Here is an 11,838-nt window from a genome sequence, read left to right on the forward strand (position 1 = left end):
CCCGTGCGGCCGACCTATCGGAGGCGCTGCAGCCCCGTCCTTGGGCGCTTACCGATACCATCCCAGGCATCGGACCTGCGCTTCGGCCTGTCTCCGGCGCCCCCTCAAGCGGCTCCGCTCAGGTTGACCGGCAAGCCCCACGCCCAGCCATCTCGGCGGCCAGCGCGAGGGCCACGCGCAGGCTGCCGCGGTCGGCCTCCCCGCGCCCGGCCAGATCCAGCGCTGTGCCGTGGTCCACCGAGGTACGGGGGAACGGCAGGCCCAGCGTCACATTGGCGGCACGGCCGAAACCGGCATACTTGAGCACCGGCAGCCCCTGATCGTGGTACATGGCCAGCACGGCGTCGATGCCGGCCAGGTGGCGCGGAGTGAACAGGGTATCCGCCGGCAGCGGGCCGTCAAGAGCAAACCCTTCAGCGCGCAGCGCCTCGAGCACGGGGGCGATGACATCGCGCTCCTCCGTGCCCAGATGGCCACCCTCGCCGGCGTGAGGGTTGAGCCCGCATACGGCGATGCTGGGAGTCTTCACGCCGTACCAGCGCACCAGATCGGCATGCAGAATCCTCAGGATGCGCTCCAGGCGCGACGCGGTGACGGCATCGGCCACCTCGCGTAGCGGCAAATGGGTGGTGGCCAATGCGACGCGCAGCGCACCGCCGCCCACCCAACTCGCCTCATGGGCATGCAGTGCCCGATCGGTGGCGAGCATCATCACCACCTCGTCGATGCCGCAGGCATCGCGCAGGTACTCGGTGTGGCCACGGAACCCGGCGTGTCCCGATTCGATGATCACCCCCTTGTGCAGGGGCGCGGTGACCATGGCATCGGCCTGGCCGACGCGACAGGCCTGGATCGCCACGTCGAGCGTCTCGAGCACGTAGGCCGCGTTGGCCACGGAGAGCCTGCCTGGACGGCTCGGCGCGTGCAGCGCCACCGGCCACACCGGCAGAATGCCAGGCGCCGAGGCGGGCACGCTCGAGCCCGGCGCCAGCTCTTGGAGTTCGAGCCTCACGCCAAGCCGCGCTGCGCGTTCGGCGAGCAGCGCCGGATCGCCCACCGCCACCGTCCGCGCCGGCAGCTCGCCGGCAGCAGCGAGCTGGACGACGAGTTCAGGGCCCACCCCCGCCGGTTCGCCGGTGGTCAATGCCAGCAAGGGGGGCGAGCTAGACGCCATCAACGCGATGCGGAAAGCCGCTTTTCGATGAAGGCATCGGCGCGAATCTCCTGAATCCAGGCTTCCAGCGCCTCGTTGGCCTTGCGTTGGAACAGCGCCCGACTGGCCTGCTCCCGGCTGACGTTACCGCCCTGCTGCTCGCGGAAGCGTTCGACTTCTCGCTCGGTCAGGTTGACGCGGCCGCCCACCTGGCGCTGCTGAAGCTCGCGCAGCAGCAACTGACGACGCACTTCGTCGCGCACCCGGCCCAGGCTAAGCCCGTCCTCCTCCAGGGCATCGGCGAACTGCTCCAGGGTCATGCCGTTGCTTTCGGCAATGCCGCGCACCTGGCGGTTGAGTTCGGTGTCGTCGACGGACAAGCCGGCATCCTCGGCAAGCTGCAGCTGAATCTCCTCGACGATCAGGCGATCGAGCATCTGCTCGCGCAGCGAGGCGTTTTCCGGCACCTCGATCTCGTTGTCGACCAGTTGACTGCGCGCCTGCTCCACGCGCTGCTCCAGTTCGCTGGCCATGATGGCCCGGTCGTTGACCACGGCCACGATGCGATCCAGCGACTGTCTGGCCACCGGCTGAAAATCGCTCTCGCTCTCCTGGGCGAGCAGGGTCAGCGGGGCCATGCCGATCCCCAGGGCCAGCGCCAGGGCCACGCCCAGCCTCGTGGTTCGCTCACTGCGCATGTCGATGTTTCCTCTCATGTGGTCTCTTGTCAGAAATCGTCTTGGCCGACCCGCAACGGGGTGGCGCGATAGCCGGGAACGGTCTGTCCGAACTCGCTGCCGGCATCGCCGCCGACACCGCCCAACCCCTTGAACACGAAGCGCAGGAAGAACCCGCGATCGGTGGTGTCGTCGGCGAGGCGGGCGGTGTCACCGTCTTCGACCCACTCACGCCACACTAGCTGCAGACCATAACAGCAGTCGTTCCACTGCACACCCGCCAGCTGCTCCAGCATTCGGTCGTTGGTGTTGTCATACGTCGCTTTGCCGATCAGCTCCAGCTGCGGCGACAGCTTCCACGCCGCCGAGAGATCGAACTCTTCGCGGTCGAAATTGCGGAAGTCATCGTCGTCACGCTCGACCGAAGGATCGAACCCTTGGAGTTCCCAGCGGTAGCCGAGGTTCACCACATGGCCTGCATCGGCACGGTACTGCACGTCGAACGACGCGCGTTCGGTGCGTTCGAGCTGATCGTCGTAGAGCCACTGCCAACGGGTGCGCCAGGCATCGGTGACCTGCCAATCGAGCCGCGCGACCAGCGGCGAGCGCTCCCGGGTGGCACGATGGTAGCGCTGGAAGTTGCCACCCTCTTCCGGGGACCTGGGCAGTACATCGGGGTCGCCGGACGCTTCGTCGTTGCCCATGTCGATGTAGCGATCATCGAAGTAGAGTGCCTGACCCAGGCCCAGCGCCAGACGCTCGCGACCCGAGTCGTCCTCGAGCAGGCGCGAGTCGACGCCCAGCGACAGCCGATTGAGGTCGCCGACCCGATCGGCGCCGGTGAAGCGGTGCGGCGACCACAGCTGCCCCCAGGAGAAGGCGCGCTCGTTGGTGTCGAAATCGGGGAACTCGCGCTGGTCGCGGCCCGGCACGAAGGCGTAGTTGACCCGCGGCTCCAGGGTCTGGCGGTAATCGCGTCCCCAGACGTCGAGCTCGCGCTCGAAAACCAGGCCGGCATCGATGGAGGTCACCGGCACCTGCCGGGTCAAGGACGTGTCGCGGTCGACGTCGCGCTGGCCATAGTCGAGATCGTAAGCGGTGGCCAGCCACTCCAGGCGCGGTTCGAAATGCCCCCAACTGGCGTCGAAACGCCAGCCGGCCGCCGGCGTCAGATGCACGCGCGAGCCAACGGCCGACTCACGGTCATAGCGCTCGTTGCTCGGCAGCTCGGCCTCGTTCACGTCGCGCCAGAAGTAAGTGTAGTTGGAGCCCCACTGCTGATAGAAACCGCTCGGCTGCGACCAACGCGCGCTGGCGCTCAGGCTGGGCAGCCGATAGAAGGGCTTGTTGCGGTCGCGTAACGGGTCGTCGAGGCGCTGGAAGCCCTGGGCACGCGCTTCCAGCTGCCAGCGTTCGCCGCGGTGGTTCAGACGTGCCAAGCGCTGCATGTTGGAGGGGTCGTCGCCGAACAGGCTGCCGAAATCATCGAAATAGCGGCCGTCGCTGGCGGCGCCGTAGCGCAGGTCGTAGGTGTTGCGGGCATCGAAGCGGCCGCTGTGCCGGTAGTCGACGTACCAGCGCGACTCGCCCTCGTGCCGCCGCGAGGCGGCATCGGGGTCGCCGCCGCCGCCATCATCGTCGGCCAGATAGGCACCTTCGATCTGCCCCCGGTCCGAGGGAAGGAGATAGCGGTACTCGCCGCCCAGCAACAGGCCGCGGTCGCTGATCCAGCGCGGGGTGATGGTGGCGTCCTGGTTCGGCGCGATGTTCCAGTAGAAGGGTTGTGCGTAGTCGACGCCATCTCCCGAGGCCTGCAGCTCGGGCCACAGGAAGCCGGTCTGGCGGCGCTCGTCGATGGGAAAGCGCACCCAGGGCCAGTAGAAAACGGGTACCCGGCCCACTTCCAGACGCGCATGACGTGCCGTGCCGAACCCCTTTTCTCGATCCAGCACCAGGTCGCTGCTCACCAGCCGCCACAGGTCGTCGCCGGGGTCGCAGGTGGTGAAACTCGACGAGGTCAGCCGGTAGCGACCATCCTCCAGGCGCGCCAGGCGCAGCGCATCGCCGCGCAGGTGCTGCTCGTGAACCACGTAGTGGGCAGCGTCGACGCTGGCCGCATCGCTCACCAGCGACAACTCGGCCGCATCGCCACGCACCAGCAACCCCGGATCGCGCAGCGCCAGGGGGCCACTGGCGAGGGCCCGTTCCCGGTCGGATGGAACCCTGACGCGAGTCGCTTCCAGTTGGCTGTCACCGCGGCGCAGCACCACCTCGCCACGCAGGATCGTCTCACCGTCCTGGCCGTAGTCGGCACGTTCCGACTCGCTGCGCACACGCTCCGGGTCGTTCGCAGCGGGTATGCGGTACTCGGGCATGACGTAGCGCCCACGGCACAAGGCGCCGGCCGGCCGGTCGTCGCCCCACGGGCGGAAGTCCAGTTGCTCCGCCGGCAGCGGCTCGGGAGGTGCGGCACCCGCCGGTACGCTGACCAGCCCAGCAGTCACCAGCCCGGCGAGGGCCATCCCTGAATGTCGCTTGCCCATGGTCCTCGGTGTCCTTGGCAAAGAGAATCGGTATTATACAGGCCGAACCGCCCATCGCATGCGCCGCACCCGCGGCTCAGCATGCGTTGGCCCGCCACGAGCGTCAACCGGCCGGCCCATCCAACAGGAGCCTGAATGCCCGATACGTCTCCCGCCCAGCGACTGGACCGCCTGCACCGCTGGGCGGCCGAGTGCCACGGTCTCCCCTCCCATGCCATCCGCCTGCGCCTGGCGGCAGGCGATGCGAGCTTTCGCCGCTACTTCCGCCTGACCCTGCCCGACGACACCACGCGCATGCTCATGGACGCCCCGCCCGAACGCGAGGACAGCCATCCCTTCGTGGCCATCGCTCGGCGCTGGCGGGCCGCCGGCCTGCCGGTGCCGGCATTGCACGCCGTCGACCTCGACGCCGGATTCCTGGAGCTCGACGATCTCGGCGACACCCCGCTGCAGCACTGCTTTGCCGGCAATGAGGCCCCCGACACCCTGGCATGGCACGAACGGGCCATGGCGCTGCTTCACGAGCTGCAGAATCGCGCCGGCCCCGACGAGCTGCCGGCCTACGATACCACCCTGCTCGGCCGCGAGCTCGATCTCTTCCCCGAGTGGTGCCTGAACGCATGGCTCGATCTGGCGGTACCTCCGGGCTGGGAGACGCTGCGCGAAGCACTCATCGACAGCGCCCTGGCGCAGCCGGTAGTGAGCGTGCACCGCGATTTCGATGCCATGAATCTGATGGTGGCGAACGACCGCCTCTACCTGATCGACTTTCAGGACGCCGTGGCCGGGCCCATCAGCTACGATCTGATCTCCCTGCTGTGCGGGCGTTACTGCCGCTTCCCACCCGCGCGCTTCGGCGCCTGGGTGGAAGCCTTTCGACAGCGGGCCGTGCACGATGGCCGACTGCCGAGCACGCTGCCCCCGGAAACCTTCCTCGAGCAGACGCAGGCCATGGCGGCCCAGCGCTCGCTGAAGGTGCTGGGCATATTCTGCCGACTGACGCTGCGCGACGGTCGTGCGGGCTACCTCGAGCGGCTGCCGCACTTCCTCGCCCATCTCGAAACGGCGCTGGACGGCCTCGCCGGTCACGACGCCTTCCGGGCCTGGCTCGACGAGACGTTCCGCCCGGCGCTGACGGCACGACTGGCCGCGGCGGAAGAGGCGTCGACATGAAGGCCATGATCCTCGCCGCCGGGCTCGGCAAGCGCATGCGTCCACTCACCGACCGCTGCCCCAAGCCGCTGCTGCGGGTGGGCGGCAAACCGTTGATCGTCCATCATCTGGAGCGACTGGCCGGGGCGGGCATCACCGAGGTGGTGATCAACGTCAGCTACCGCGCCGAGCAGATCGTGACGGCACTGGGCGACGGACGCGAGATCGGCGTGCGCATCGCCTGGAGCCACGAACCCGCGCCCCTGGAAACCGGCGGCGGCATCCGAAAGGCCCTGCCGCTGCTCGGCGAGGCGCCCTTCCTGCTGATCAACGGCGACGTCTGGTGCGATTTCGAACTCGCCGGTCTGCCGGCTCTGGAAGACGACCTGGCCCACCTCGTGCTGGTCGACAACCCCGCTCATCACCCCGTCGGCGACTTCCACCTGGATGCCGAAGGCCGCGTGCACGCGGTGGGCGAGCCGCGTCTGACCTTCGCCGGCATCAGCCTGCTCGACCCGGCGCTGATGGCCGACCAGGCGCCCGGCGCCTTTCCTCTGGCACCGCACCTCCAGAAGACCATGGACGCAGGACGAGTGGGAGGAACCCATCACCGCGGCGCCTGGGTCGACGTGGGAACTCCCGAACGGCTGGCTGAACTGGATGACCGCCTGCGCGGCACACGGAGCTGAGCCACGCCGCGCCAGCTGCTATGCTGGCCGCCTGCGTTTTCACCACGACTCGAGGAAACCCGCCATGCAAGCCACTGTGAAATGGACCGACGGCCGCCAGTTCGTCGCCGAATCGGGAAGCGGCCACAGCGTGGTCATCGACGGGCCGCCCGACCACGGCGGCCGCAACACCGGCCCGCGCCCCATGGAGATGCTGCTGATGGGCATGGGCGCCTGCACCGCCTTCGACGTGATGGAGATCCTCGAGAAGTCCCGCGCTCCGGTCAGCGACTGCGTGGCCCACATCGAGGCCGAGCGCGCCGATGCCGTACCGGCGGTGTTCACTCGGATACACGTCCACTTCACGGTCAGCGGCAACGGGCTCAAGGAGAAACAGGTGCAGCGCGCCGTGGAACTCTCTGCCGACAAGTACTGCAGCGCCTCGATCATGCTCGCCCAGGGTGGCGTGGAAATCAGCCACTCGTTCTCCATCGTCGACGCCTGACTGCACTAGCCGTCTGTCCGGACAGGCAAAGCCGACCGAGACCCAGGTGCGCCATGCAGCGACACCTGGGATGCATCCGATGCGCCGAACGCCGCAATTCGCGCGGTTGCCCGCAGAGATGCCGACTACCCAGCCGGCCAGGTAAAGCGTCGGCCGCCCATCAGATGCATGTGTATATGATAGACGGTCTGACCGCCCTGTTCATTGCAGTTCATCACCACCCGGTAGCCGTCGTCGGCGAAGCCTCTCTCCCTGGCCAGTTGGGCTGCAACCTGGGGCAGCCGTCCCACCAGGGCGCGGTCTTCGTCGGCGATGTCGTTGAGAGTGGCGATGTGGCGCTTGGGAATGATCAGGATGTGGGTGGGCGCCTGGGGGTTGATGTCGTTGAAGGCCAGCACCTCGTCGTCTTCGAAGACGATGTCGGCAGGAATGTCGCGATTGATGATCTTGCAGAACAGGCAATCCATGGTCATCGATCTCCGTGGCGTGGTTCGAATGAGCGGTTCAGCGGAAACGGCGCTGGGCGAGCAGGTGGCGCACCAGCGGCGCGATGATCAGTTCGATGGCCAGCGGCATGCGCGAGCCCGGCACCACCAGGGTATGCGGGCGACTCATGAAGGCATCCTGGATCATTGCCAGCAGCCAGGGGAAGTCCACCGTGGAGGGATCGCGGAAACGAATCACCACGAAGGATTCGGCGTCGGTGGGAATGTCCTGCACCTCGAAGGGGTTGGAGGTGTCCACGGTGGGCACGCGCTGGAAATTGATGTGTGTCCGCGAGAACTGCGGCTGAATGTAGCGCACGTAGTCGTCCATGCGGCCCAGGATGGTGTCGATCACCGCTTCCTGGGAGTAGCCGCGCAGCTTGGTGTCGCGGTCGATCTTCTGTATCCACTCCAGATTCATGGTCGGCGCCACGCCGATCAGCAGGTCGACGTGACGGGCGATGTCGTGATCGGTGGTGACCAGCCCGCCGTGCAATCCTTCGTAGAAGAGCAGATCGGTACCGCAGGGCAGCGCTTGCCACTCGGTGAAGGTACCGACCTGATAGCCGGCCTCGATCATCTGCTTGTCTTCGGCATGGATGTAGTGGCGATAGGTACCGGTTCCATGCTCGCCGTACTCCTGAAACAGCGTCTCGAGGCGATCGAGCAGATTGGCCTCCACGGCGAAGTGCGAGAGCTCATCCTTGCGTTCGGGTTCTTCGCGGAAGATGCGCGCCAGCTCGTCGCGCGTGTAGCGGTGGAAGGCATCGCCGTCGACGTAGGCGGCGTGCACGTCCTCACGGGCGAACATGCGCTCGAAGGTACGCTTCACCGTGGTGGTGCCGGCCCCCGAGGAGCCGGTCACCGCAATGACCGGATACTCGCGGGACATCAGGCGGCTCCTGCCTGCACGAGGGCATCGCGCACGCTCGCCGGCACCGCGGCGGGCCGCCCGTTCGCCGGGTCGAGCAGCACCAGGTTGAGCCGCGCCGTGGCCACCAGCCGGTCGTCATCCGCGTGGCGCAGGCGCTGGTAGACGGTGAGCGCCTTGCCCTCGGGCGGACGCACGGCGGTCTCCGCCATCAGCGCATCGGGCCAGCGCGCCTCGGCCTGGTACTGCACGGCGAGGTCGGCGACCACGCTGGCGCAGCCGCCCAGGTCCCATTCGACGAGGCCTAGCGATGCCAATGCCGCCACGCGCGCCTCATGGAGCAGCGACACCAGGGCGTCGTGCCCCAGGTGGCGGCCGTAGTTCATGTCGGTGATGCGCACCGCCAGCGTGTGGCGGTGGATGATCGCCTCGTCAGGGAAGTCCAGTCTGATGCGCTCCATGCTGACGCCTCCTCTTGTCGTTCGCGGATCGCGGGGCGCGGGGCGATCAGCCGGCCCGGCGCTCCCGGGCGATGGCGCGGAACGCGATGTCGCGACGATACTCGACATCGGGCCAGTGGATCGCCGCCACGCCGCGATAGGCGAGGTCGCGCGCCGCGCTGACGCCTTCGCCGAGCGCGGTGACGCACAGCACCCGACCGCCGGCGGTGACGACCCGGCCATCCCGTTCGGCGGTGCCGGCATGGAAGACCTGGCAGCCGGTGTCCTCGGCAGCGTCGAGCCCGTGGATGGCATCGCCCTTGCGGTAGCTGCCCGGATAGCCGCCGGCAGCCATGACCACGCCCACGGCGGCACGCGGGTCCCAGTCGCAGGTATGGCCGGCCAGCTCGCCCCGTGCCCCGGCCAGACACAGCGCGGCGAGGTCCGACCGGAGACGCAACAGTATCGGCTGAGTCTCGGGGTCACCGAAGCGGCAGTTGAACTCGATCACCTTGGGGTTGCCCTCGGCGTCGATCATCAAGCCGGCATACAGGAAGCCGGTATAGGGATACCCCTCCGCCGCCATGCCTTGCACCGTGGGCTGGATGACGCGCTGCATGATGCGCTCATGCACCGCTTCGGTGACCACCGGCGCCGGCGAATAGGCGCCCATGCCCCCGGTGTTGGGGCCGGCATCGCCATCGTAGGCGCGCTTGTGGTCCTGACTGGTGGCCAGCGGCAGTACCGTCTCGCCGTCGACCATGACGATGAAACTCGCCTCTTCCCCGTCGAGGAATTCCTCGATCACCACCCGCGCCCCGGCATCGCCGAAGGCGTTGGCTTCGAGCATGTCGCGCACCGCCGCCTCGGCCTCGGCCAGGGTTTCGGCGACGATCACGCCCTTGCCCGCAGCCAGCCCATCGGCCTTGATGACGATGGGCGCCCCCTGCTCGGCGAGGTACTCGAGCGCCGGAGCCACCGCAGTGAAGGTGCGGTACTCGGCGGTGGGAATGGCGTGGCGGGCCAGGAAGTCCTTGGAAAAGGACTTGGACCCTTCGAGCTGGGCGGCACCCGCGGTCGGGCCGAAGGCGGTCAGTCCCGCGGCGCGGAAGCGATCGACCACGCCGGCCACCAGCGGCGCCTCGGGGCCGACCACGGTCAGGGCCACATCACGCTCGCGGGCGAAGGCCACCAGGCCATCGAGATCGGCGACATCGATGGCAACGTTCTCCACGCCCGCCTCGTGGGCGGTACCGGCATTGCCGGGGGCCACGAAGACGCGGTCGACGCGCGGCGACCGCGCGATCTTCCAGGCCAGGGCATGTTCGCGGCCACCGCCGCCGATGATCAGCACCTTCATTCATTCAACCCTTTGGCATCTCGTCACGTCGCGGCATTATGTCAGAAAGCGCTGGGCAACGCCGCTTGCCTCACGACGTCTTGTCGTCTTCCTTGCCATCGCCTTGGCCCTTGCCGTTGGCGGCCTGGCCGATGGTCTGCTGCCAGAAGCGCATGTTCTCTTCGGCCAGCTCGCGCATCAGCTCCATGGGCGAGTGGCGCATGGCCTGCTGCCATTGGTCCTGCATGTGCTTCTGCTGCTCGAGCATCAGTTGCGTGCCCTGCTCGAGATAGCGGGCCAGCGGCAGTGGCTGGGCCATGTCGTAGACGCGGATGAACTGCGCCAGCAGGTCGTTGGAAAAGACCTGCGATTCGCCGTCGGCCTGCTCCTGCTCGATGATGATCGACAGCAGGATGGTGCGGGTCAGATCCTCGCCGCTCTTGGCGTCCTCGACGCGGAAAGGGATTTCATCGAGAATCAGGCGGCGCAGATCCTCGAGGGTCACATAGCGGCTCTGTTCCGTATCGTAGAGCCGACGGTTGGCATACTTGCGAATCACGCGCACGGCGTTTCTCCTTGTCGTGGCTGGCGGGCGCTCGTCATGCCGCTATTGTGCACCGCCCCACCGCCCATGCAAATCCAAGCCTTTCACGAGAGCCGATGAACCTGATACTGCTTGCTCCCGACGACCTCGTCACCCCCGGATTGGCCCGAGTGCGAAACCCTCGTCGCCTGCGCCACCTGAACGAGGTGCATCGCGCTCGCCCGGGCGACCGCTTGACGGTGGGCGTCGAGGGCGGCGGCATCGGCCACGGCGAACTGCTCTCCCTCGACGCCCACGAGGCACGCTTCGCCCTGGACGCCCTGGACCAGGCCTCTCCGCCGCCGCTGCCGGTGCACCTGGTGCTGGCACTACCGCGACCTCGCATGCTGGCGAGAACCCTGGAGCACGTCACCGCGCTGGGCGTGAAGGAACTCACCCTACTCAACACCCGGCGCGTAGAGAAGAGCTACTGGCAGTCGCCGGAGCTCACTGCCGACAAGATCCACGCGCATCTGGTGCTGGGCCTGGAACAGGCTCGCGACACCGCAATGCCGAAGGTCACCCTGGCCAAGGGTTTTCGCCCCTTCGTCGAGGACGAACTGCCCGGCCTGCTCGACGACCGTCGCGGCCTGTTCGCTCACCCCGGCATGCCGACCGAATGCCCACGCGGGATTCACGAACCGACCCTGCTGCTGGTCGGGCCGGAAGGCGGTTTCATTCCCTGGGAGGTGGAACGGCTGCAGGCCGCGGGCTGCCAGGGCATTCACCTGGGGCCGCGCATCCTGCGCGTGGAGACGGCAGTCACCGCCCTGCTGGCACGCCTCTTCTAGCGGACTGCCGGACTCAACGCCGGTCGACTCCGACGCACGGCTAGCTCTCTTCGGTCTTCCCGCCGTCAGGTGGGGCTTCCTCGTCGGGGTCATGCTCCACCAGTTCAGCATCCTCGCCGCAGTCGGGCTCGGTCAGAAAGGTCTCGGTCACGTCGAGCAGCCCCAGATGCCCGATGGTACGGCGCCCGAGCAGCATCGGGTAATTCATGCCCCCCCTGTCGCGCAGGCTGAATTGCTCTTCGTAGATCGTGTCGCCCAGGCATACCTCGAGCAGGACCACCGGACGGCGATCGCTGCCACCGGCGCCGATCAGCTTCAAACGGCGGTAGACCGGTCGTTCCAGCGTTTTGGAGAAGGTCTCGCCGCTCGCCTCGTCCTCGAGCTCCAGGCGGAATCGCACCCAGCGCTCGCCATCCTTGTCGAAGCGCTCGATGTCCTGGGCATCCAGGGAGGAGGTCAGAGCGCCGCTATCGAGCTTGGCCTTCACCTCGACGCCCCAAGGTTCGAGCGTCGCCTTCTCCACCCAGCCGAAAACCTTTGCCTCGCCTTGGGCACCACCCGCAGCGAGCGCCAGCAGTGCCGCGGCCAGTGCCGCTACCAGGCTGCGTTGTCTCATCCACGTTCTCCTCAT

13 protein-coding genes are annotated in these 11,838 nt (G+C 67.6%); 4 read left to right on the forward strand and 9 right to left on the reverse strand.

The features are described 5' to 3' along the window. Positions 1 to 118: 118 nt before the first annotated feature. Genes pdxA through BLP96_RS07850 form a run of 3 tightly spaced genes read right to left on the reverse strand, consistent with a single transcriptional unit; the run spans position 119 to position 4,373 of the window. Complete coding sequence (gene pdxA, locus BLP96_RS07840) at positions 119 to 1,174, reverse strand: 4-hydroxythreonine-4-phosphate dehydrogenase PdxA (RefSeq protein ID WP_089684843.1); 1,056 nt, start codon at positions 1,172 to 1,174, stop codon at positions 119 to 121. Further along, a complete protein-coding gene (locus tag BLP96_RS07845) occupies positions 1,174 to 1,851 on the reverse strand; it encodes a SurA N-terminal domain-containing protein (RefSeq protein ID WP_089684845.1) in 678 nt (225 codons plus the stop codon). The genes pdxA and BLP96_RS07845 overlap by 1 nt, the downstream gene beginning before the upstream one ends. 29 nt (positions 1,852 to 1,880) lie before the next feature. Continuing rightward, complete coding sequence (locus BLP96_RS07850; RefSeq protein ID WP_089684847.1) at positions 1,881 to 4,373, reverse strand: LPS-assembly protein LptD; 2,493 nt, start codon at positions 4,371 to 4,373, stop codon at positions 1,881 to 1,883. A gap of 135 nt (positions 4,374 to 4,508) precedes the next feature. Here BLP96_RS07850 and BLP96_RS07855 point away from each other — a divergent pair, with 135 nt between their 5' ends. The 3 genes from BLP96_RS07855 (at position 4,509) to BLP96_RS07865 (ending at position 6,698) form a co-directional block, all read left to right on the forward strand. Beyond that, on the forward strand, positions 4,509 to 5,546 hold the full coding sequence (locus BLP96_RS07855; RefSeq protein ID WP_089684849.1) for an aminoglycoside phosphotransferase family protein: 1,038 nt from the start codon (positions 4,509 to 4,511) through the stop codon (positions 5,544 to 5,546). Next, entirely contained in the window at positions 5,543 to 6,214 is a 672-nt protein-coding gene (gene murU / locus BLP96_RS07860) for an N-acetylmuramate alpha-1-phosphate uridylyltransferase MurU (protein WP_089684851.1), read from the forward strand. Before BLP96_RS07855 ends, murU begins: the two co-directional genes overlap by 4 nt. Before the next feature lie 64 nt (positions 6,215 to 6,278). Next, the gene (locus BLP96_RS07865; protein WP_089684852.1) at positions 6,279 to 6,698 is read left to right on the forward strand and encodes an OsmC family protein; all 420 of its coding nucleotides are present in this window, start codon (positions 6,279 to 6,281) and stop codon (positions 6,696 to 6,698) included. A gap of 125 nt (positions 6,699 to 6,823) precedes the next feature. Here BLP96_RS07865 and BLP96_RS07870 read toward each other — a convergent pair whose 3' ends face one another. The 5 genes from BLP96_RS07870 to phaR form a co-directional block, all read right to left on the reverse strand. Then, positions 6,824 to 7,165, reverse strand: a complete 342-nt coding sequence (locus tag BLP96_RS07870; RefSeq protein WP_089685157.1) for a histidine triad nucleotide-binding protein — start codon at positions 7,163 to 7,165, stop codon at positions 6,824 to 6,826. Positions 7,166 to 7,202: 37 nt separating this feature from the next. Beyond that, a complete protein-coding gene (locus BLP96_RS07875; RefSeq protein WP_089684854.1) occupies positions 7,203 to 8,075 on the reverse strand; it encodes a phosphoribulokinase in 873 nt (290 codons plus the stop codon). Beyond that, on the reverse strand, positions 8,075 to 8,515 hold the full coding sequence (locus BLP96_RS07880; protein WP_089684856.1) for an acyl-CoA thioesterase: 441 nt from the start codon (positions 8,513 to 8,515) through the stop codon (positions 8,075 to 8,077). Before BLP96_RS07880 ends, BLP96_RS07875 begins: the two co-directional genes overlap by 1 nt. A 46-nt stretch (positions 8,516 to 8,561) precedes the next feature. Beyond that, a complete protein-coding gene (purD, locus tag BLP96_RS07885) occupies positions 8,562 to 9,854 on the reverse strand; it encodes a phosphoribosylamine--glycine ligase (RefSeq protein WP_089684858.1) in 1,293 nt (430 codons plus the stop codon). A 70-nt stretch (positions 9,855 to 9,924) separates the two neighbouring features. Further along, positions 9,925 to 10,398, reverse strand: a complete 474-nt coding sequence (gene phaR, locus BLP96_RS07890) for a polyhydroxyalkanoate synthesis repressor PhaR (RefSeq protein WP_089684860.1) — start codon at positions 10,396 to 10,398, stop codon at positions 9,925 to 9,927. 95 nt (positions 10,399 to 10,493) lie between these two features. On the opposite strand from phaR, the gene BLP96_RS07895 reads away from it, so the two are divergent. After that, complete coding sequence (locus BLP96_RS07895; RefSeq protein ID WP_089684862.1) at positions 10,494 to 11,207, forward strand: 16S rRNA (uracil(1498)-N(3))-methyltransferase; 714 nt, start codon at positions 10,494 to 10,496, stop codon at positions 11,205 to 11,207. A 40-nt stretch (positions 11,208 to 11,247) separates the two neighbouring features. Here the strand turns inward: BLP96_RS07895 and rloA3 are convergent, their stop codons facing one another. Next, positions 11,248 to 11,823 carry a retropepsin-like aspartic peptidase RloA3 gene (rloA3, locus tag BLP96_RS07900; protein WP_245682200.1) on the reverse strand — a complete coding sequence of 192 codons (576 nt, stop codon included), beginning with the start codon at positions 11,821 to 11,823 and terminating at the stop codon, positions 11,248 to 11,250. Between the last annotated feature and the right edge of the window lie 15 nt (positions 11,824 to 11,838).

The sequence above is a fragment of the Billgrantia gudaonensis genome, assembly GCF_900100195.1.
In the GTDB taxonomy this organism is placed as follows: domain Bacteria; phylum Pseudomonadota; class Gammaproteobacteria; order Pseudomonadales; family Halomonadaceae; genus Halomonas; species Halomonas gudaonensis.